Source organism: Clostridium sp. JNZ X4-2, from assembly GCF_054889485.1.
On record NZ_CM142685.1, the window covers coordinates 813,095 to 836,420 of the forward strand.

At 33.7% G+C, this 23,326-nt stretch carries 17 protein-coding genes; 11 read left to right on the plus strand and 6 right to left on the minus strand.

What is annotated here, in order from left to right:
* Positions 1-28: 28 nt before the first annotated feature.
* A complete protein-coding gene (locus ACYUJ6_RS03835) occupies positions 29-3,070 on the minus strand; it encodes a vitamin B12-dependent ribonucleotide reductase (RefSeq protein ID WP_461844537.1) in 3,042 nt (1,013 codons plus the stop codon).
* 322 nt (positions 3,071-3,392) lie between these two features.
* Here ACYUJ6_RS03835 and ACYUJ6_RS03840 point away from each other — a divergent pair, with 322 nt between their 5' ends.
* A complete protein-coding gene (locus ACYUJ6_RS03840; protein WP_461844538.1) occupies positions 3,393-3,914 on the plus strand; it encodes a gamma carbonic anhydrase family protein in 522 nt (173 codons plus the stop codon).
* A 160-nt stretch (positions 3,915-4,074) separates the two neighbouring features.
* Here ACYUJ6_RS03840 and ACYUJ6_RS03845 read toward each other — a convergent pair whose 3' ends face one another.
* Complete coding sequence (locus tag ACYUJ6_RS03845) at positions 4,075-4,497, minus strand: YaaR family protein (protein ID WP_461844539.1); 423 nt, start codon at positions 4,495-4,497, stop codon at positions 4,075-4,077.
* A gap of 374 nt (positions 4,498-4,871) precedes the next feature.
* On the opposite strand from ACYUJ6_RS03845, the gene ACYUJ6_RS03850 reads away from it, so the two are divergent.
* Positions 4,872-7,493 (plus strand): calcium-translocating P-type ATPase, PMCA-type, encoded by a 2,622-nt coding sequence (locus ACYUJ6_RS03850; RefSeq protein WP_461844540.1) that lies wholly within the window; start codon positions 4,872-4,874, stop codon positions 7,491-7,493.
* Between the two features lie 4 nt (positions 7,494-7,497).
* Here the strand turns inward: ACYUJ6_RS03850 and ACYUJ6_RS03855 are convergent, their stop codons facing one another.
* Complete coding sequence (locus tag ACYUJ6_RS03855; RefSeq protein WP_461844541.1) at positions 7,498-8,868, minus strand: sigma-54 interaction domain-containing protein; 1,371 nt, start codon at positions 8,866-8,868, stop codon at positions 7,498-7,500.
* 476 nt (positions 8,869-9,344) lie between these two features.
* On the opposite strand from ACYUJ6_RS03855, the gene ACYUJ6_RS03860 reads away from it, so the two are divergent.
* On the plus strand, positions 9,345-10,538 hold the full coding sequence (locus ACYUJ6_RS03860) for a hypothetical protein (protein WP_461844542.1): 1,194 nt from the start codon (positions 9,345-9,347) through the stop codon (positions 10,536-10,538).
* Positions 10,539-10,638: 100 nt separating this feature from the next.
* Here the strand turns inward: ACYUJ6_RS03860 and ACYUJ6_RS03865 are convergent, their stop codons facing one another.
* The 3 genes from ACYUJ6_RS03865 to ACYUJ6_RS03875 all read right to left on the minus strand — a co-directional run bounded on the left by ACYUJ6_RS03865 (position 10,639) and on the right by ACYUJ6_RS03875 (position 14,081).
* Positions 10,639-11,496 carry a CvfB family protein gene (locus ACYUJ6_RS03865; protein ID WP_461844543.1) on the minus strand — a complete coding sequence of 286 codons (858 nt, stop codon included), beginning with the start codon at positions 11,494-11,496 and terminating at the stop codon, positions 10,639-10,641.
* Between the two features lie 75 nt (positions 11,497-11,571).
* Positions 11,572-12,684 (minus strand): Ger(x)C family spore germination protein, encoded by a 1,113-nt coding sequence (locus ACYUJ6_RS03870; protein ID WP_461844544.1) that lies wholly within the window; start codon positions 12,682-12,684, stop codon positions 11,572-11,574.
* Complete coding sequence (locus ACYUJ6_RS03875; RefSeq protein ID WP_461844545.1) at positions 12,681-14,081, minus strand: spore germination protein; 1,401 nt, start codon at positions 14,079-14,081, stop codon at positions 12,681-12,683. The genes ACYUJ6_RS03870 and ACYUJ6_RS03875 overlap by 4 nt, the downstream gene beginning before the upstream one ends.
* Before the next feature lie 101 nt (positions 14,082-14,182).
* On the opposite strand from ACYUJ6_RS03875, the gene ACYUJ6_RS03880 reads away from it, so the two are divergent.
* The 8 genes from ACYUJ6_RS03880 (at position 14,183) to ACYUJ6_RS03915 (ending at position 23,256) form a co-directional block, all read left to right on the plus strand.
* The gene (locus ACYUJ6_RS03880) at positions 14,183-15,277 is read left to right on the plus strand and encodes an endospore germination permease (protein ID WP_461844546.1); all 1,095 of its coding nucleotides are present in this window, start codon (positions 14,183-14,185) and stop codon (positions 15,275-15,277) included.
* A 118-nt stretch (positions 15,278-15,395) separates the two neighbouring features.
* Positions 15,396-17,111, plus strand: a complete 1,716-nt coding sequence (locus tag ACYUJ6_RS03885) for a spore germination protein (protein ID WP_461844547.1) — start codon at positions 15,396-15,398, stop codon at positions 17,109-17,111.
* A 15-nt stretch (positions 17,112-17,126) separates the two neighbouring features.
* Positions 17,127-18,233 (plus strand): GerAB/ArcD/ProY family transporter, encoded by a 1,107-nt coding sequence (locus tag ACYUJ6_RS03890; protein ID WP_461844548.1) that lies wholly within the window; start codon positions 17,127-17,129, stop codon positions 18,231-18,233.
* On the plus strand, positions 18,217-19,482 hold the full coding sequence (locus ACYUJ6_RS03895) for a Ger(x)C family spore germination protein (protein ID WP_461844549.1): 1,266 nt from the start codon (positions 18,217-18,219) through the stop codon (positions 19,480-19,482). The genes ACYUJ6_RS03890 and ACYUJ6_RS03895 overlap by 17 nt, the downstream gene beginning before the upstream one ends.
* Positions 19,479-19,646, plus strand: a complete 168-nt coding sequence (locus ACYUJ6_RS03900; RefSeq protein ID WP_461844550.1) for a hypothetical protein — start codon at positions 19,479-19,481, stop codon at positions 19,644-19,646. Before ACYUJ6_RS03895 ends, ACYUJ6_RS03900 begins: the two co-directional genes overlap by 4 nt.
* Before the next feature lie 96 nt (positions 19,647-19,742).
* Complete coding sequence (locus ACYUJ6_RS03905; protein WP_461844551.1) at positions 19,743-21,662, plus strand: NAD(+) synthase; 1,920 nt, start codon at positions 19,743-19,745, stop codon at positions 21,660-21,662.
* 184 nt (positions 21,663-21,846) lie between these two features.
* Positions 21,847-22,269: an NfeD family protein gene (locus ACYUJ6_RS03910; protein WP_461844552.1), complete on the plus strand. Its 423-nt coding sequence runs from the start codon at positions 21,847-21,849 to the stop codon at positions 22,267-22,269.
* A 48-nt stretch (positions 22,270-22,317) separates the two neighbouring features.
* Positions 22,318-23,256 (plus strand): SPFH domain-containing protein, encoded by a 939-nt coding sequence (locus ACYUJ6_RS03915; RefSeq protein WP_461844553.1) that lies wholly within the window; start codon positions 22,318-22,320, stop codon positions 23,254-23,256.
* Positions 23,257-23,326 lie beyond the last annotated feature (70 nt).

The window sequence follows — 23,326 nt, forward strand, 5'->3', positions numbered from 1 at the left end:
CACCAAATCGAAGATTTGGGTTCTCTGCTTAGCTGCAGCCTGTGGTGGAACCACAGTCAAGGCAGACCATGCAGGTGCCGTTTCTCACCATTCTGGTACTGGAGCAATTAGGGCAGGTGGAACCATATACCCTTTCTCCATCCGTCTTTTTTGTCCTGATTTCAGTAGTGTTGATTTTTTGAGAATTTAATTCAGTGGAAGAACTGCCTAAAATCAAACTGTCTTTATCATAATTTTCAGGTTTAACCTGACATCTGGAAAAGTCTCCAAGTTCTATATCTATTATCTTACTTACAAGATCAGATATGGAGGACACATATTTTATATAAGGATGTTTTTGAACAAATCCATAGGGCTCATATTTTTGACCCCGCAGCATTCTGGATATATCCTGTGCCGGCACGTGATACTGGAGCATTACGGATATTGCCTTGGAAAGGGAATTCAAAAGTCCCATTATTATAGTTCCCTCCCTATCTGTAGTTATATATATTTCAGATATTTCTCCACTGGAGGATCTGTTCACAGTGGTATATATTTTCACATCATCTATTTGTGCAGGATGGGTTGTTCCCGTGCGGATTCCCACAGGTTTATCCCTCTTGGAATATTTAACTCCCTTTTGCAGATCCCTGGCCTTGTTTAAAAGTTGATTATAGGTTAAGTCTTCCAGCTTTATGTTGTCCGAAGCAGACAGACTTGTATTTAAAGGCTGGGCTGCTTTAGAAGAATCCCTGTATAAAGTAATACCCTTGATTCCAAGTTTCCAGGAGGATAAGATTACATCTTTAAAGTCCTGTGTGGAAGCATTTTTGGGTAAGTTTACAGTTTTAGACACTGAACCTGATATAAGGGGGGTTATAGAGGCTACCATTTTTACGTGTCCCATAGGATCAATATACCTTTCACCGCTGCCGCATTTATTTGAAGTGTCAAATATATTAAGATGTTCATCTTTTAAGTGAGGAGCACCTTCTATTTTACCATCCAGTATTTTTTCGTAAGTAAAATCATTTTCAGTTACAGTTTCTTTTTCAAGTACATAAGATAATATATCTTCTATTTGTTCAGCGGTGTAACCAAGTTTTTTTAAAGCTATAGTTATCACCGGATTTATAATTGTCATAAATCCGCCGCCGGATAATTTTTTATAGACGATATGACTGAAAAATGGTTCTATTGAAGTAGCACCACAGTCCATAGCAAAAGATATAGTGCCAGTAGGTGCTATAACTGTAACTTGAGCATTTCTATAGCCGAATTTGGCACCGCTTTTAAGTGCATCTGTCCAGCAGCTCTTCAATTTATCTCCTATATAGGATAGATTCTGTATTTTCAGAAGTTCAAGATCTACTTTTAGAGGAGTATAATTTAATCCTTCAAATTCATTCGAAAAACTGGAGCCTATGGTCTTTGAAAATGATTCCATATCTACAGAAGCTGCTCTGGCATGATTTCTAAGAACTCTCATCATATAAGGCTTATTTATTTGAAACTTTTCAAAAGCTCCTACCTCTTTTGCCATAAGGGAGGATATATAATAGGACTGACCTGTGAGTATTCCCACCAGTGAAGCTGCCAGCGTTCTGGCTTCATTTGAGTCATAAGGATAGCCCATAACCATAAATAATGATGCTATATTGGATATACCAAGGCCCGTGGTTCTAAAAAGATGAGTTTTCCTTGCAATGTCTGCAGTAGGAAACTGTCCCCAGTGTATAGAGGATTCAAGAATTAGCTGAACCAGGCTGATTATATGCAAATATCCTTTTATATCAAAAATATCTTTATCTGTATCATAAAATTTATATATATTTATAGAAGCAAGATTACAGGAAGTATTATCTAAAAAAGCGTACTCACCGCAGGGGTTTGTGGAGTTAATACTGTTATAAGAAGCATTTACTTTTCCATCTTCTCCAGCAGGGCATGTGTGCCAGGCATTAAAAGTATCACTGAATTGGGGAGCAGGATCTGCACATTTCCAGGCAGATGTATTAAACATATCCCAAATTTTTTTTACTTTTTCTGTTTTTGTCACTTTGGAATCAACTCTGCCTGTAAGATTGATGGTTTCATCGGGATTTGCCTTTAACCTGTCTACTTTACCCATAAAGCTGTTGGAAAATCTTACTGAATTATTGCTGTTTTGACCCGAAACAGTTTCGTAAGCCTCACCATCAATATCCATATCGTATCCCATTTTGCCAAGAGCCCTTACCTTATCCTCTTCTTTTGATTTCCAGGTTATGAAATCCATGATTTCAGGATGATTTACATCCAGACACACCATTTTTGCAGCTCTTCTTGTAGTGCCTCCGGATTTAATGGCACCTGCATTTCTGTCCAATGCTTTTAAAAAACTCATAAGTCCTGAGGATGAGCCGCCTCCAGATAATTTTTCACCTTTTGCTCTTATGGTGGAAAAATTGGTACCGGTTCCTGATCCGCCTTTGAATAACTTTGTTTCTGTTACAAATTGCTGGGATATGGAATGGGGGCCTAAAAGTTTATCTTCAATAGATAATATAAAACAGGCGGAGGCCTGAGTTCTGGTATAACTGTCTTCACATTCCATTACTTTATTAAGGGTATCATCAAAATAGTAGTTTCCCTGTTTTATACCTTTTATGCCATAGGATAATTTAAGACCTGTATTGAACCATTGGGGAGAATTAGGAGCATACATTTGATTTAAAAGCCCATATACACATTCATCATAAAAAATAGAACTTTCCTCTTCTGTTTTTATAAGTCCTTCATCTTTTAAAGATTCACACCAAAAATTTACCATCCTGTGGGCTACTGATTTCATACTGTTTTCATAGCCTAGCTTTCCTGGAACGCCAGCTTTCCTAAAGTATTTAGAGGCTATTATGTCACAGGAATTTTGGGAATACTGCTCCGGGAATTCCAGATCCTTCATATCTACCAGGACTTTATGGGTTTTATGATCTTTTAAAAATACATCTGTTTTTTTCCATTTAAATAAATCATATACTGTTTTATTCTTGTCTTTTTCAAGGGATTTTGTATAATATCTTTTAAACAAGTCTTTTATACTATCCAATTACAATTTACCTCCTTATGTAAGCTATTGTATCAAAACTATGTATTTTGTATTTATATTTAAATAGCTGCTACTATATATAGTATTCATTTGAATGTATAAATACTACATATAGTGCTTATATATTATATTATATATTTTATAAAAGTTCAATTTATATATATGGCGTATTTCACCCTGGTTTTTAAATAGGCTGCTTTTTACAAGTTTATTTACACTTTATGATATATAAACTTATAAAATACTTTCTAATTCAGCTCCAAGTAGTTTATAATTAGTGTTAAAATGTAAATAAATATAAATACGAAGGAGATTAAGTCATATGATAAGAAAATTTCAAAATTACATGCCGGAAGTGGATAAGGATTGTTTTATAGCAGATAATGCAGAAATTATAGGAAAAGTCAAAATTCATGAGAAAGCCAGTATATGGTTTGGGGCTGTACTCAGGGGTGATGTGAATTATATATATGTGGGAAAAGGAAGTAATGTACAGGATAATTGTACCCTGCATACCAGTGGAGGAATGAATCCTGTGGAAATAGGGGAATATGTTACCGTGGGACATAATGCAATAATACATGGAGGTAAAGTTGGAAAGTATTCCTTAATTGGCATGGGATCCATAATTTTAGATAATGCGGAAATTGGGGAACTGACCATTATAGGAGCTGGAAGCCTTGTAACCAAGAATAAAAAGATACCATCTGGAGTGATGTGTATGGGATCACCGGCAAAAGTCGTGAGACAGCTTACGGAAGAGGAAAAAAATTTTCTGAGGAATTCAGCCCAGGGATATATTAAAAAAGCTGAAAATTACAAGCAGTGTGCTGTTAAAAGATAGAATTCACATATTATATAGGGATTGGCTTATGGAATACCTTAGTAAACCTGGATTTGCCATGGAAGTAGGCAGGGGACTAATCCTGTTCCTATAAGTCAATTTGATGAAAAATATGATGAAAATGAAGAAATCTTTCCGCTGGCCTCAGTCATATAATAATTTATTTATATATATCCACTAGAAGACCACTTATATCATCTATGGTAGCGGCCACATCCAAGTTCTTCTTCTGATCATTCATAAGCATTTCAGTAAGATCCTCCAGTCTTTTATCTATGGTGTCCACTGTTATAAAATATTGTGTCTGCCAGAAACTTATATCTTTTTTCACATTGTACATGTATTTTAAAACCGATTCCAGATATTCTTTTATCATCTTTTTATAAAGTTTAACATCTGTGTAACATTTGGTTATAGATAATCTATTTCCTCTCTTTTTAATATTATCAAACATGTTTTTAAGCTGCTCTTCTGATTTTTTTTCCATTTGGGAGTTAAAACTCTGGGAAAAATCTTTTTTTATTTTTATATTTTTATTACTTGAAGAATGAGGAGAGGTTCCACCAATTCTAGAAATTTCCATAATATACCTCCTGGCTTTTTATTAAAATATTGACAAATATATATTATATTCATTATATATAATATTTTAATAAAAACATAGTGAATTGTATTAAAAATATGTATTAAATATTGAACTCAATGACATGGTTAACGATACTATGTTATATAAAATAAATAATTATATGTTGAGTTTTCCTATTCCATATAGTATAATTCTATCATAAGTAATAACCATATATGTAATATATATCTAATAAAGTGATTTTTATCAATGGCGTTTGTAGGATAAACTATAAAATATCTTGAAGATTATTATGTAAAAGTCATAATAAATTATTTAATATGCATAAGATTATAGTATTTTCAAAAAATAAAACATAGGTAGGTGATTTTATGTGGTTTGAAAAAAGCAGCCAGGAGATAATAAAAGAATTTAATACAGATGCTGTAAATGGGTTAAGTTCTGAAGAAGCATTAATCAGAAGGGAGAAATATGGATTAAATAAATTATCTGAAAAAAAGAAGCAGTCAATTTTAAAACTCCTGTTTGAACAGATAAATGATGTATTGATATATATATTATTGGCAGCAGCTGTAATTTCCGCTGCACTTAAGGAAATAAGTGATGCGGTTATTATAGTAATTATAGTTGTATTAAATGCAGTAATAGGGCTAATTCAGGAATCAAGGGCCGAAAAGGCACTGGAAGCTTTAAAAAAGCTTTCTTACCCGAAAGCACTGGTTAAAAGGAATGGACAGATTATGGAAATATCTTCTGAGGATGTAGTGGTAGGAGATATAGTAGTTTTGGAAGCAGGTAAATATATACCCTGTGATTTAAGATTAATTGAGACTGCAAATTTAAAAATAGACGAATCAGCTCTCACTGGGGAGTCCGTACCGTCACAAAAATGTGCGGAGAACATACTGAAAGGTGAAAACATAGCTCTTGGAGATCAACAAAACATGGCATTTATGTCTACCATGGTTACCTATGGAAGGGGTGTAGGTGTTGCCGTGGCTGTGGGCATGGATACTGAAATAGGGAAAATAGCAAGAATGCTTGAGGAAAATGAAAAAAATTTAACGCCTCTTCAGATTAAGCTGGCACAGCTTGGCAAGATGCTGGGGTTTGTAGTTCTTATAATATGTCTCCTTATGTTTGTGGTTGCAGTAATTCAAAAAAGAGATCTGTTTGAAATGTTTTTAACAGCTATAAGTTTAGCTGTGGCGGCCATTCCGGAAGGTCTGCCGGCCATGGTCACTATAGTGCTTGCAGTGGGAGTCCAGAGAATGATAAAAAAGAATGCTATAATAAGGAAACTTCCTGCCATAGAGACACTGGGTTCCGTGAATATAATATGTTCTGACAAGACAGGAACTTTGACTCAAAATAAGATGACAGTCACAAGGTTCTATGCGGATGGTGTTTTAAACCACATTTCATATCTGGATATGAATAACAGGGTACATTCTGCCCTTGTAAAGAATATGGTGCTCTGCAGTGATGCAACTTATTCTGAAGATTCCCAAACCGGAGATCCAACGGAAATTGCACTGCTGGAGTTAGGAGTTAAATTTAATATATATAAAGATAATGAAAATGAATTACATTCCAGAGTTGATGAAATACCTTTTGATTCAGATAGAAAACTTATGACCACTTTAAATAAATTTGGAGATAAATATAATATAATTACAAAAGGTGCCGTGGATAATTTAATTAAAATTTGTAAGTCCATATATGCAAATGGCAGTATGATTCCTTTTACGGAGGAATTAAAGTCAGAAGTTACTGCTGCAGCTGATTCAATGTCAAATGATGCTCTTAGGGTACTGGGTACAGCTCTTAAAGTGGTGGATTCAACTGAAATCCAAATTGATTCCATGGAAAGTGATTTGACGTTTGTGGGTTTGGTGGGGATGATAGATCCTCCCAGGGAGAATGTGGAAAAGTCCATAGAAGAATGCAGAAAATCCGGTATAAGAACAGTTATGATTACGGGAGATCATAAAAATACAGCTTTTGCCATAGCAAAAGAACTTGGTATAGCAGAGGATTCATCTCAAGTTATGCTGGGATATGAATTCAATAAATTATCTGAAGGTGAAATAGAAGATAAAATTGATAATTTAAGGGTTTTTGCCAGAGTATCTCCTGAGCACAAGGTAAATATAGTAAGGGCATTGAAAAAGAAGGGGAATATAGTTTCTATGACTGGAGACGGCGTAAATGATGCACCTTCCCTGAAGGCTGCAGACATAGGTGTGGCTATGGGAATTACAGGAACTGATGTGGCTAAAGGCGCTTCAGATATGATATTGACTGATGACAATTTTTCAACCATTGTGGAAGCAGTAAAAGAGGGAAGAAATATATATAATAATATAAAAAAGTCCATATTATTTCTCCTTTCCTGTAATATAGGAGAAATAATAGCACTATTTATTGGCATAGTGCTTGGCTGGCCGGCAGTATTGAGACCAATTCATCTTTTGTGGGTAAATTTAATAACAGACAGTCTTCCAGCGCTGGCACTTGGAGTGGAACCTGATGATCCGGATATAATGAAAGAAAAACCTCGTGATGCAAAAAAAGGATTGTTTTCAGGAAAAAGTGGGGTATTCTTAATAGGCAACGGTATTTTGATAGGAGCAATTACTCTAACTGCTTTTTATATAGGTACCAGAATATATCCAAATTCACTGATGCATGCACAGACTATGGCATTTGTGGTGCTCAGCGTATCTCAATTGTTTTATACTTTAAGTATCAGGCACAGTGAAAAATCCATATTTGAAATCGGGGTATTTACTAATAAATATTTAATCGGAGCAATAGTTCTTGGAATAGTGCTGGTAAATGTGGTAATTATGATACCATTTCTGGCATCCGTATTTAAAGCATTTAGACTTACGCTAAATGACTGGTTATTTGTATTTTTATTATCTATAATACCTTTTATTTTAAATGAACTTGGGAAACTCATTTATAGAAAGCTGGAGAAAAAATAAAATATCAGTTGTTTTCACCGGGAAATAATTTTTTTAGTTTTCTATACAGGGTCATTCTTGGAATTCCTAAAGTCTTTGCTGTCTTTGATTTGTTAAAATTATTTTTTATCAATGTATCCATTATTAATTTATTTTCAGTTTTATGGATGGAATCTTTTAAAAGTTTATCATTGACATTTTTATTGGGATCCTTTGGATGACAGCTTTTCAATATAAAATCAGGTAAATCATCCATAGTTATAATTTCGTTTTTAGAAGTTACCATTATTCTCCCCAATATATTTGTCAATTCTCTTATGTTTCCAGGCCAATCATAGGAGTATAAGGCCTTTAGTATATCATCGGAAAAAAATCTCTTTATATTATATTTTTTATAGAAGTTATTTTGTATGGATTTTACTAAAACAGCTATATCTCCTTTTCTGTTTCTAAGAGGAGGAATTTCAAGATTTAAAAAATTCAGCCTGTAAAACAGATCTTCCCTAAAAGTGCCCTGGAGCACTTTTTCTTTTAGATTACAGTTGGTTGCAGCTATCACCCTTACATCTATGGTTAATACTTTATTGCTGCCTATACGTTCTATCTCATTTTCCTGCAAGACTCTAAGCAATTTTGCCTGGAGGCACAGTGGAATATCTCCTATTTCATCCAAAAATATGGTTCCGCCATTTGCCAGTTCAAATTTTCCGCATCTGCCTTCTTTAGAAGCTCCAGTAAAAGAGCCGCCATTATATCCAAATAATTCAGATTCTGCAAGATTTTCTGGTATTGCGGCACAATTTACTTTTACGAATGGTTTAAGTCGTCTTTTGCTTTTGTTATGAATGGCATGGGCGAACATTTCCTTCCCAACGCCGCTTTCCCCGGTAATAAGTACGGTGAAATTTGTATCTGCAAATTTTTCTGCTCTTTTTTTACATAATTTTCCTGCATTAGAATTTACTAATATGTGGTTAAAAGTATATTTTGAACGAAATGCTGTATTTGAATTGGCAAATTTATTGAATATATTTGGATTTTCAGGTGACTCAGATGTCAATAAACTCATACCGCCTATTAATTCATCTCTGTAAAAAAGAGGTATGCTGTGAATAATAATCTTTTCTTTATCCTCGGATTTATATATCTTTTCTATTTCAGGGGTTCTTGTTTTAATTACCTCTGGAAGTTTGGAATTGGGAATAACGTCTTCCAGACAACAGCCTTCCAAATCTTTAAATACAACTTGAAAATATTTTGCAAAGGCAGGATTTATGTTTAAAATATTGCACTTAACATCTACAAATACAGTGGGAAGTGAAATATTATGAAATATCATGTTATTTATACTGCATATATAATGTTTTAATTCTGATTTTGAAATTTTATTATCCATGTTTTAATATCACCTTTCATATAAAATAAATACTATCATAATTAGTAAGTGCATCAATATGTTACATTTAAATTGTAACATATTGATGCACTTACTTGCAATCTAAAAAAATAGTAACAGATAAAAAATATTATTGATATAAGTTTTTGACTTATTAAAATTCAATAACTATTATAAATGAATACATAATACCTATATCTTTCAATTATACAATAAAAAAATTAAAAGATTGAAAATTCAAATTTAATGTAATGGTTTTGTAAAGAAAATATATTTGACAAAGGAGAATTATTGTGTCGATTTTATTAAATAAAAATGTCTAATAAAAAATATATATAAATTTATAATTCAATGTTTTATTTATATGAATAATAAACTTCATAACTGTTTTTTGTTAAGCTTATTGGCACGGTAAATGCTTTTACAATAAGATTGCTGAAATGATTTTTTCGTAATTTAAAAAGGGGTGAAGTTTAATGAAATTTACATCTGTGGAGTGTTTCCTTCTGGTAATGTTGTTTTTACTAATAGGGGAAATTGTATCACAAAAGACGAAGGCTTATGTTCCTTCAGTATTTATTTCTGCTGTTTTATTTTTAATAGGGTTCTGGACATTTGTCCCAAAAGACGTAGTTTCACAAGCATCTTTTGGTAAAGAATTTATACAAATTGCAATGGGGCTGCTTCTTGTACATTTAGGAACTCTTATGAGTCTGAGAAAATTAATAGATCAATGGAAAGCAGTAGTAGTTGCAATCTGTGGAGTATGTGGAATCATGCTCTTAACTATGACCATAGGATTATTATTGTTTGACTGGCACACGGTTGTAGCTGCAACACCGCCTCTTACAGGTGGAATAGTGGCAGCACTGCTTATGTCTGAAGGGTTAAAAGCTCAAGGTATTACCACACTTGCGGTACTTCCTATAGCAATGTTTATAACTCATAGTTTCTTTGGATATCCTATTACTTCATGGTGTTTGAAGAAAGAAGGAAAGAGAGTTATAGGAGATTTTAGGAAAAATGGTCCTGATCCCAAGGTGTTAAAGGAAGGAAGTATGTTTCAGTCTGAAGAAGGCGGAAGGAAAAAACTTATACCGGCACTGCCAAAGGCTTATCAAACTGCTCCTATGATACTTTTAAAAGTAATTTTTGTATCAATGATTGCAGGGTGGCTGTCTAATTTAACTGGTGGGGCTGTGAACCAGTATGTAATATGTCTTGTGCTTGGAGTTGTTTTTTGCGAATTAGGATTTTTGGAAGAGCAATCCCTTGTTAAAGCAGGTGTTTTTAACTGGCTCATAGCTGGACTTTTGGCATATGTATTTTCACAGCTGTCCAGTGTTACACCAATACAGCTTTTAAGAATGTTAGGACCAATAGTGGTGCTTATAATATTGGGAATTCTAGGTATGTTCATAATGTCAATGATTGTGGGAAGACCTCTTGGGTTTTCAAAGGAAATGGCTTTTGCCTGTGCACTTACAGCACTTTTTGGCTTCCCGGCAGATTATATTATAACTACAGAAGTTTGTAAATCCGTAGGCAGTACAGAGGAAGAGAAAAATTATCTGGTGGATATATTACTCCCAAGGATGCTGGTAGGTGGCTTTGTAACAGTATCTATTGCATCGGTGGTTATAGCAGGTATATTCCTGAAATTATTATAAATTATTTGTTAAATCATGGTAAGTTATTATATGTACGATGATGTAGTCTGAAAGAAAAAAACTGTATGCAGTTCTAAATGAAATGAACTGCATGCAGTTTTTATTTTTTGATGAGTTTTGTTCCGTCTTTATCCTGTGAAATCAGATTTCTCCTCATAAGTCCACCCAGAGCGTTTTTAAAGTAATTTTTGCTTTCATGAAAAACATTTTTTATGTCTTCAGGAGAACTTTTATCATTATAAGGCATAAATCCATGGTGAGACTTCAAATACTCAAGTATGATATCTTCCATGGACAGCCGTTCGTATTTTGGAGTTTTTCTAGGTGTAAGGCCTAATTTACCATCATCATAAACTTTTTTTATTCTTAAATTCAGTTCATCACCAATTTCCAATTTTGTAAAATATTCATTATTTAATATAATACCCCTATACATGTTGTCTACCGCTACCATGGCACTGTTGTTTGTTTGAAAACCATAGACCGTACCTTTCACTTCTTTGCCCGGGCTATATTTTGCATTTTCTTCTTTAAGTTCCATAAGATATTTGTCTATATCCGTGGTTGCTGCTATTCTGTTTGTTTTATCCAGATAAAGGTAAAACAGATAGGATTTCCCCAAAATCAGTTTGTATTTTTGCTCTGATATTGGAACAAGCACATCTCTTTCCAAACCGATATCTATGAAGCAGCCAAAGCTGACACTGGATACTGTTTTTAACAATGCAATTTCACCAACTGTGGCCAGTGGTGATTTGAGAGTGGCAATTATTCTGTCTTCCGAATCTTTGTATATAAAGGCATTGACCTCGTCTCCTATGGAAAGTTGATTCCCCAGGGTATTTTTGTTTGGAAGAAGTATATCGTTCATGGGAATGCCTGTTTTAGCATCCAAATAATATCCGAATTTTGTTTTTCGAGCTATTTTTAAGAGATTAAATTTTCCTAATAATATCACCTATTTCACTCCTAATATTTTTAAATTTTGTTTCAACGCCTATTATATACCATTATTATCAATGATACCAGTGAATTAATCCCTAAAATTTGTTTTGATGGAAGAGCCTTCTACTGACACATGTATATCCAGCTGAAGTTCACTTTTTTGCAGTATATTGTCTGAGTCCTCTCTGGGGTATCTCCTCTGAAAATCTTCTGTTAAGTGAAATATGTCCAGCCCTTTCTCCTTATATTCTTCAAATATATTTTTACAGGCATAATTTATGTTGCTTTCTGCATTTGTCTGTATTGCCTTTATTGAGCTGCTGTTCAAATTCATCTTGCCCTGTGCTTCGGATATGCTCACTTTTGTATTGATTATTTTTTTTACTACTAATTTTTTACCGTTGTAGTACATTTTTGTTTTTGTATTATTTTTTACTATTTCAAGTCCCACAAATTTAGAGGGAGCATTTGGGTTGGTTACCTCCAGGGAACCTGTTTTTATATTGTCCAGCAGAAAATTATAACCCTGCCCATTTTCCCTTCTCAATGTGTCCACCATTTTATAATTGCTAATTATGGCTCCATCGCTGATTTCTATTTTAGTTTCCGGCTGATCCTGTTTTATCTGTATCATGGGGATTACAGATGTACGGCTTTTGGTATGCATTCCATTTAAAAAGTCATTTAAACTGGTGGTAACCTCTCTGGAGGATGCAGGTATGTTTTCTATTAAGTCATGAACAAAAACTCCTATATATTCCTGTCCTTTTAATTTTACATTGATAAAATTGTCCGGACATCCATTTAGGATAGCTATAGTTGCTCTTAGGACAAATTCCTGATCCCTTTCAAAAAAATCTATAAAATTCTGCATACCCTGTTCAGCGGCTTTTTCAGTAAATATAATTCCCATATTCTGAGTGTAATTTAATTTATAGTTGGCGGATAAGTTTATATCCCTCATGGTTTCAAACATGGTTTTTCTTGAGCCTCTAAAAAGAATTCGCTGGTCACTGCTGGAAGAACCGGTAACAGATCTCTGAGATTTAAAGGCCTCTACATAAATTACAGGGTTACCCTGATTGTCTATATCTATTATACAGGTTGTTGCGAATATGACCTTATCTATGTCGTTGTAGTTAAAACATCCAGTAAGAAAAGATGTACATATTATTAGAAAACAGCAAAGAAAATTTTTCATCTCTTATCATCCTTATTGAAAGTATTGTTGGATATGTTGGTTAATTTTCCCCTATAGAAAGTATCTTTGTATCTTAAATTATCTTTAGTTAATATAGGAGTAATATAGGGATAACCACAGCTGTTCAGGGAAGCTATATCTGATATCAAGATGAATAACCCCATGAGAAATCCCAACATTCCAATTAAAGAACATAAAAGCAGTATTATAAAAGCCCAGATGAGTATAGGACCATATAATTTAGGCGTCAAAAAAGAAGATATAGCGGAAACAGCCACTATTATTACGGTACTTTGGGAGCTTAATCCAGCACTTACTGCGGCCTGACCAAGTATAAGGGCACCTACTATGCTCATGGACTGTCCTATGGGCTGAGGAAGGCGTATTCCGGCTTCCCTTAAAAGCTGGAAAAAAAACAGCATCAGATAAACTTCCAGTATAGTGGGAATGGGTACATCCGCCCTGGAGGATGAAAGCCTAAAAACAAATATAAGAGGTATCAGTGAAAAATGATAGGTGGTAAGGGCTATGTATAATCCCGGCAAAAATACTGAGATGACAAAAGCAATGAGTCTGACTACTCTGATTATGCTGGTGTAATACATATTTAAATAATAGTCATCTGCCATCTGAAAATTTTCTATAAAAAAATAGGGTGCACTTAAGGCAAAGGGGGTTCCATCCACCAGAATGACTACCCGCCCCTGTAATATTTTTGATGCTGCAGTGTCGGCCTTTTCAGTGTAGCCTATGGTATCAAAAAGGGTTCCGGAATTTTTTAATTGCTCTTCTATATAATTTGTATCCAGAAGAAAATCTATATCAATTTTCTCCAATCTATCGTTGATGTATTTTAATACTTTCTGTGGAACTAAATCCTGTATATACAAAAGGGCCACAGTGGTGTTGGAGATGCTGCCCATGATCTTATATTCTATTTTTAACTGGGGGCTCTTTATCCTTCTTCTTATAAGAGCTATATTATCCATTATAGCTTCATTAAAACCTTCTCTGGGGCCTTTTACCACTGTCTCAGTTAAAGGGGAGGATACTGGCCTTTTGCTGAATCCTTTAGCCTCACAGTATATGGCATTGTCATAAAAGTCAGATAGAATTATTACATCACCGGATAAAATATGCAGCAGTGCATCATCCTTGGAATTTATATTCCCTAAGGAATTGCTGTAGAGAACTCTGTTTTTTATTATTTCCGTATCCTTAATTAAATTACTGCTTTTTATTAAAGGAGCTATTATATATTGGCTTATAAATTTTGAATCACATAAATCATCTATGAACAGCAGAGATATAGTACCTTTGGCACATCTTATTTCACGATGTTTCAAATCCGAGTTGCCTTTTAGTTTATCATTTATATAATTTAAATAATCATTCATATTTTCATCACCAGGTATATTATCTGTATTTTCCTGAATAACATTCATGGTTTAGCAGATAATATTTGTATGTAAAATTTAGTGTGAAATGGAGATTATTTATGGGCAAGTTCAGTTTTAAACATATATTTTTCATAATATCTGCCCTGTCAATAGCCAGCTTGAAAACTTATCCTCAAATATTTATGAATATGTCAGGCAGGGACAGCTGGGTTGCTGTTATAATAACCTGCATAATAATGCTGTGGTATTTTGACTATCTGATAAATATATGTGTGAAAAACAATTGTTACAGTGTACATGAAATATTTACCGCTGCCTTTGGAAATCTACTTGGAAATATATTTTTAATTATATTTGCGGTGGGGATTTTTTTATCTCTCATAGAAAGTGCTTCTGTAGAGTCAAATGTAATACATACCAATTTTTTTATAGAAAGTCCTGTATGGTACATACTGTTGTTTATAGTGATACCGGGGTTTTATACGGTAAAAAAGGGCAGGTATTCCGTAATGGCAGTTATTATGATATGTATAGCAATTTCCATATTTAATGGGGTTAATTTAGCTGCCTTAACATCAAAGTTTAAAGATTATGGCAGGTTATTTCCGTTATTTGAACATGGAATAAATGCCGACTTTTTTTTGTCTATTGTAAAATCCATAGGCATGTATTCATCTATTACAATTGCACTGCCTTATTTAAGTCAGCTGGAAATTAAAAAAGGTATTAGAAAATATTCTTTTGTAGGCAACTTGTTTGTAGCTCAAATGATAGTTATTGCCATAGTGGGGGTACTTGCCACTTTCAATGTGGAGAGGGCTAATACCATTGTTTATCCCAAGCTGGTGCAGACCCAGCTCATATCATATTTTGGATTTATAGCAAGCGGTGAATTTTATGTAATATTTCAGGTAACATCCGGTTGGTTTTCAAAATATATAACTACATTTTTTGCACTTATTTTAATGCTTAGAGAGGTTAAATTTGATAAAGTCATAAATCCAAATATATTTTTAATTGCATTTACAGGTGTGATCTATGTATCATCTTATATAATTGCAAAAAATCTGCTTACGCTTTTTAAATTTTTAGACATATATGTGTATGTATGCGTTGCAGCATTATTTTTGCTGCCTTTGGTTACTTTTACAGTATTCAATATAAGATCAGGCAGAAAAGCAAATATCAATTGAATAGATATTATAAATGAAATATATAATTATATGAGAAATAATACCAATGGGATAAAAAAGTATAAATTGCAGATAATATGACCAATGCAAAAATAGATTATATATGGCAGGTGGGATAATGGGCAACATATTTAAAAAATTGACTTCTCTGATTACCTATAAAAATAAAAAAGAGGTACAGAGTTTTTATATACCCGAAGTGAATGAAAGTTCTGGAAATACAGATTATGGTTATGACTCCTTAAGTATAAAAAATGGTTCTAAACAGAATAACCATGATAAAATTCAAGTTGATATTGATTCCAATATAAAATTTATTCAACAGGAATTTCACTATCCTGTAAATAGGGATATTGTAATAAGAAAAATTAAAATTGCAGGAAAATACAATGCATTTATAGCTTATTTAAATGGTGCTGTGGACAATAATCTTGTAAATAATTTTATATTGAGACCTCTTCTAAATTATAAAGTTGGGAATAAGTGCGGGGAAGATGACAATTTATATACAGATGAAAAACAGGAGGAGATAAATTTTATTTTAAATAATGTAGTTGAAATCAATGGCATGAAAGTTGTGAATAAATTTAAAGATGTCATATATCAAATAATTTCGGGAAATACGGCAATGTATATAGACGGATGTAATTATTATGGAGCATACAGCACTAAGGGCTTTCAAAAAAGAGAAGTAACCACACCTCAAACGGAGGGGTCTGTAAAAGGTTCTTATGAAGCTTTTACAGAAGATCTGTCCACTAATGTAACTCTTATAAGAAAGCTTATAAGAAATAAAGATTTGATTACGGAGAAATTGAGGGTGGGGGACAGCAATAACAATGAATGTGCAATTATGTATATAGATGGCATAATAAATCCTGCAATAGTAAAGGAGGTAAAGAGGAGAATCAGCAGTATAAAAACAGACTTTATATCCGGAAGCGGAATGTTGGGAGAGTACATTGAAGATAATACCTGGTCACTGATTCCCACTTTGCTGTCAACGGAAAGAAGTGACAGAACCTGTTACTATATTATGGAGGGAAGGGTGGCGCTGATTTCCAATGGTACCCCCTATGTGCTGATTTTACCAATCACATTTTTTACTTTATTTCATACCTCGGAGGATTATATTTTAAAATGGCAATTTGGATTTTTACTGAGGGCTGTAAGGATATTTGGAATAATCATATCCTTATTGCTGCCGGGAATGTATGTGGCCCTTATAAATTATCATCAGGAGATGATTCCTTCCTCTCTTTTAATTTCCATTGCCAGATCCAGAGAAGAAGTACCTTTTCCCACTATTGTAGAAGTTATATTTATGGAAATTTCTTTTGAACTTATAAGGGAAGCCGGTATAAGGATACCGGGCATTTTAGGAAATACCATAGGAATAGTTGGAGCACTGATAATCGGTCAGGCTGCTGTACAGGCAAGTATAATAAGTCCTATTTTAATTATAGTTATTTCTTTTACAGTGCTGGGGAATTACTCCATACCTGATTTTAGTCTGACTTATGGTACCAGGTTAATTAGATTGTCTTTTATTTTACTTGGCTATATATTGGGGCTTTTCGGTATATGCATAGGAATAGTCAGTTATACTGCCATACTTATCAATTTAAAGTCCTTTGGAGTTCCTTTACTTTCCAATTTTCCTCCTAAGACGAAGAAAAGCAAGGATACTGTTTTAAATTATCCTGTCTGGAAACAGCAATTCAGGCCTGAAGAGTTGCATACCATGGATCCAAAAAGGCAGCCGGCAGTTTCTAGAGGCTGGATTAATGAAGATGCCAACGTTGAAAAAAATGATAAAAATCAGAATGTTTAAGATAGGGGTAAGTTTATGAATGAAGGTAATATAGGAGTATTTAGAGCTGTATGCCTTGTAACTTTAGTTATTATAAATAAAATATTTTACTCCAGCGCAGCATTGGTGGTGCAGAGAGTTGGAACTGCAGCCTGGTATTCTACCCTGGGATCCTGTGCTATCAGCATAATATTTTTTTATATTATATGCATGCTTATGGAGAGATTCCCTGGAATGAATTTAATTCAGATATTTGACGAAGTGGCTGGAAAGTTTTTTGGAAAGATTTTGGGGATGATTTTGTGCATGTATTGTGTTTTTTATGCAGGATCTAATTTGAGGGAATTTGTGGATATGATTAAGATATACAATCTGCCCAAAACCCCTCCAAGCTTCATAATGGGAAGTATTTTATTAGTGGCGATTTTAATTTCCTATTTTGGATTTAAAGGACTTGGGCAATTGTGCGGCATATGTTTTTTACCTGTTATACTAGGTTTTGTTTTAGTATTTTCAATGGCATATCAGGAATATAATTTTAATTATTTAAAGCCTTATCTTGGATATGGAATTCTTAACACTCTATATTCTGAATTTTTGAGAAGTTCTTCTTACAGTGAATTTATTGTTTTATTTGTTGTAATAGACTCTCTGCGCAATCTAAAGGAAATAAAAAAAACAGGTATTATAAGTATAGTATTATCTGGAGTTATATTCTCAATTTGTTTTACGTTTTATTTGGCTTCCTTTAACTATTCCTTTGGGAAAGAAAATATATCAGGCATTTTTGAATTGTCAAAGACAATTTATTTTAACAGATTTGTTCAAAGGGTGGAAACCATATTCCTGGTGACATGGATTATACCTTCCATGATAACCACAGCTGTAGCATTTTATATATGTATAAGTATTTATTGTAAAATATTTAATATAAAAAATCACAGACCTCTTTTAATGCCTTTTGCCTTTTTAGTTTTTATTATAGCAATTATCCCTCAAAATGTATTGGAGCTGACGTCAGTAAATTTATTGTTCACACGTCAATACAGTATGGTTATAAATTATTTTATACCTGCCGCTGTATTAGTTGTATCCATACTATTAAAGAAAAAAGGTGACAGTTCAAATGTACAGAAAGATTAGTTTGTTCCTGGGTATTTTTATATTACTTACTGTGTTGACAGGCTGTTATGATGCGGTGGAAATTGACGATGAAGTTTATCCTGTAATACTGGGGGTAGATCAGGGATATAATAATAAATTTAAAATTACCATACAATACCCTGTATATGGTGCAGGAAACAGAAATCAAAGCGGAACCCAGCAGACACAAGCAAATATAGCCGTTATTGAAGCACCCAGTATAATTGAAGCCATGGAAATGTTTGGACAGGAGATATCCAGGCAAGTTACATTAAAGCACCTAAAAGCTATTGTATTTTCAGAAGAAATTGCAGTACAGGGCATAGGTAATCAGATTTTAGGAATTCAAAGATACAGGGAGATAAGAAGTACTATGGCAATCACTGTGGTAAGAGGGCAGTCCGAAGATTTTATTAAAGAAAATGTATCCATTATAGGGGAGAGCCTTCCGAAGATGGTGGAGTTATTCTTTTCTCAATCTCAACATAATTCCTATTCCATTCGAGAACAATTATTTGATTTTTATCAAGGTATTCTTTCAAATTATGAGCAGCCTACTGCAGCTTATGGCGGCGTAAATAATTATCAAAGTATTGAAGGTAAAAATAACAATAAAAACACTCCTCCAATTACAGGCAAAGGTTATTTACCCGGTGATGTTCCAAGAGAAGGGTCGGCTAAAAGAGAACTTTCAGGTACAGCTGTGTTTAGAGAGGATAAGATGGTGGGAGCTTTGGATAGCTATGAAACCAGATATTTTCTTCTTGTAAAAGGCAAATTCAAAGGTGCCACTATAACCATTAATGACAAGTATAGTCCTGATACTGTCATTGTATCTTATATTAAATTATCCACAAAGCCTAAGATAAAGGCTTATTTCAGAAATGGAAAACCTATAATTGATGTGGATCTGAAATTAGAAGCAGACATAGATTCCATACAGAATAAAATCAAATATGAGGAATTATGTATGGTAAAGGATTTGGATGAACAAATAAGGGCTTTTCTGTTAAAAGGTATAAATGCTACTGTTGAAAAGACTCAAAGGGAATATAAATCTGATATTTTCGGATTCGGGTATTATGTAGCCGGCAACTTTAAAACAATTCAGGAATGGGAAAATTATAACTGGCTGAGTCATTATGACCAGGCAAAGATCAATGTGAATTTAACTGTGAATATAAGAAGAATGGGAATAAAATTTTATACTTCAGATATCTGGAATTCCAGTGGAAAGGGAAAAAAGTGAGATATATTTTGTGCTTTTTAATATTATGTTCAGGGTATTATACGTTTAGCTATGGGTTTTCCATATGGATGAGGGAAAATAACAGACTGGCAGCCTTTGGAGTCTGGCTTCTGGCTTCAGTGTCAACTTTGATTCCCATTGTAATGCTCATAAGTAATGATTAAATCTCCAATAATTCTTAAAATGATTTTCAATTTGATTAAGATTATCTATAATGTATATATAACAAAAAATTGAGAAATTTTTAGGAGGTAAATATAATGGATTTTATAAGGGTATCATCGGCCTGCCCATTAACAAATATAGGGGATATAGAGTTTAATTTGAAGAATATAGAAGCATGTATAGATAAAGCCCTGAGGGAAAAATCAAAGCTTGTGGTATTTCCGGAACTTTCTATAACATCTTATACTTGTGGAGATCTCTTTGAACAGCAGCTGCTTTTGAAAAAGACTGAGGAAGCTTTGAAAAAATTATGTGATTACTTACAAAATAAAGATGTGCTGATAGCAGTGGGAGCACCTGTTGTATACAATAACTGTCTTTATAATTGCGCATGTATAATATTTAAAGGAAATATTTTAGGAATTGTTCCTAAAAGTTATATTCCAAATTATGAAGAATTTTATGAAAAGAGATGGTTTACCGAAGGGCTGCATGTCATAGATGAAAAAGTTGATTTTTATTTCCAGAAAAATATACCTTTTGGAGTAAATCTTATATTTACCTGTGGAATAATGAAATTTGCTTTTGAGATATGTGAGGATTTGTGGGCGGTAATACCTCCCAGCAGTTATCTGAGTCTCATGGGTGCAAATATTTTAGGAAATTTATCTGCCTCCAATGAAATTGTAAGTAAATCTTCTTATAGAAGAAATTTGATATGTTCTCAAAGTGCCAGATGCATGTGCTCTTATATATATGCTTCTTCAGGAGTGTTTGAATCCTCTACGGATTTAGTATTTAGCGGTGATCTGTGTATTTCTGAAAATGGCATCTTATTGAATTCAAATGAGAGGTTTAAAAGGGAAAATGAAATTATAACGTCTATTATAGATTTGGATAAATTGAATAATCAACGTTTAAAAAATGTAAGCTTTAGGGACAATGTAAAGACATTTTCCCAGAAACCATTAAATATAGAATTCCAATTTGAAGATATGGATTATGGAGAGTTTGACAGAAATGTTGATAAACACCCCTTTGTGCCTGATAATAAAAGTGAAAGAGAAACCAGGTGCAGGGAAATATTCAGTATACAAACTGCTGCCCTTGGAAAAAGGATAAGTCATACTAATTTGAAAAAAGCCGTTGTGGGCATATCGGGAGGACTTGATTCTACACTGGCAATGCTGGTTGTGGTTAAGACTTTTGATATTTTAAAGATCCCAAGAAAAAATATAATAACTGTAACTATGCCTGGATTTGGAACCACTGATAGAACTTACAACAATGCAGTAAATTTGTGTAAGAATTTGGGAACGGAATTTAGAGAAATCAATATAGTAAATGCGTGTCTCCAGCATTTTAAAGACATTTCCCATGAGATAGATATACATGATGTAACTTATGAAAATGTCCAGGCAAGGGAAAGAACCCAGATTATAATGGATATAGCAAATAAAGAGGGGGGTCTTGTAATTGGTACAGGGGATCTGTCGGAGCTGGCCCTTGGATGGTGTACATATAACGGAGATCATATGTCCATGTATGGAGTTAATTGTTCCATACCTAAAACCCTGGTGAGATATTTGGTAAGGTATGTAGCGGATAAAGAAGTCTCAAAAAACATATCCGATATTTTGATGGATGTGTTAAATACTCCTGTAAGTCCGGAGCTTTTACCTAAAGATAAAAAAGGGGACATATCTCAGAAGACGGAAGATATAGTAGGACCTTATGAACTTCATGATTTCTTTTTGTATTATTTTGTAAGATTAAACTATTCTCCTGAAAAAATATTGTTTTTGGCCAAACATACATTTAAAGGTGAGTATGACGGTGATGTTATTGAAAAATGGCTTGAGGTATTTATAAAAAGATTTTTTACCCAGCAATTTAAGCGATCTGCAGTCCCTGATGGTCCTAAAGTAGGTACAGTTAGTCTGTCTCCGCGGGGAGACTGGAGAATGCCTTCAGATGCCAGCTTTAAATTATGGATTGATTCCATAGTTAAGTAAAATATTTTTATAGTTAATAATTGATAGTTAATAATTAAGAACTATGGTGGATTTTCAATTTTTACCCAAAATCTTCATTTACTATTCCTTTACATTATTCATTTTACACTTTAATATTTGGACTTTGTTAATTAGGTGTATATAGTGTATCATTATATTATAGAATGATAAAAAGGAGGATTATATGTTTAATCTTATTTTGTGGATTGCAGTTGGATTAATAGCACTATTGATTGATATAACGACCAGCGCATTTTTATTTGTATGGTTTACAATTGGAGCCATTGGGGCAATTATAGCACAGATATTGAATTATTCATTTTTAGTGCAATTTATAGTATTTGTAGCTGTCAGTGTTATACTCATGCTTATATGCTACCCCATAGTGAAAAAGAGTATAAAAGGATCTGTAAAGCCTACACTGCTTAGAGAAAAAACTTATGTGGGCAGGGAAGTTGTGATAGATGAGGAAATGCTGGAGAATAATGGAGTAAAGGTTGATGGAGTTTATTGGAATATAAAAGATACGGAATATGTGCTTAAAAAAGGTGACAGAATAAAAATAGTGGGCATGGAAGGAAATAAACTGGTTATAAAAAAGTTGTAAATTTATTATAGTCTAAAAATTAATATTATATGGATTGGAGATGTAATTATGATAGGTAAAATTCTTGTTTTGATTGTTCTGATAATTATTTTGGCAGCTGTGATATCTTCTATTAAAATTGTAAATACCGGATATGTGACTATTGTAGAAAGACTTGGGCAGTTTCACAGAACTCTAGAACCTGGGTGGCATTTTATAATTCCCTTTGCTGATTTTGTGCGAAGGAAGGTTTCCACCAAGCAGCAGATACTGGATATTGAACCTCAAAGCGTTATAACTCAGGATAATGTAAAAATATCTATAGACAACGTTATTTTTTATAAGGTATTGAGCCCTAAAGATGCAATATACAATATAGAGGATTACAGGGCTGGTATAATTTTTTCAACTATAACCAATATGAGAAATATTGTAGGCAACATGACTTTAGACGAAGTCCTTTCTGGAAGGGATAAAATAAACGGGGAACTTTTGAAAGTGGTGGATGATATAACAGATGCATATGGAATAAAATTATTATCTGTGGAAATCAAAAATATTATGCCCCCTGCTGAAATTCAACAGGCTATGGAAAAACAGATGAGGGCTGAAAGGGACAAGAGAGCTGTAATACTTCAGGCAGAAGGGCAGAAGCAAGGTGATATAGCCAGGGCGGAAGGGGAAAAACAAGCCAAGATACTGCAGGCTGAGGCTGAAAAAGAAGCAAATATCAGAAGGGCAGAAGGTCTTAGACAATCCCAGATGCTGGAAGCAGAAGGTAAGGCAAAGGCCATAGAATCCGTGGCAGCGGCGGAATCCAAAGCTATTGAAATGGTGAACAGGGCTATAATAGATTCCGGTACTGATGAAAAGGTGATAGCATTAAAGCAGGTAGAGGCTTTGAAGGAAATGGCAAAAAATCCTGCAAATAAACTTATACTTCCCAATGAGGCAGTATCTTCCCTGGGAAATATGGCAGCAATAGCCGATATGCTCCAGAGAAAATAATTTAAACAATTCACAGTGCACCATTGACAATTCACAATTTATGAAGATTTTCGATGTAAATCGGAAATCT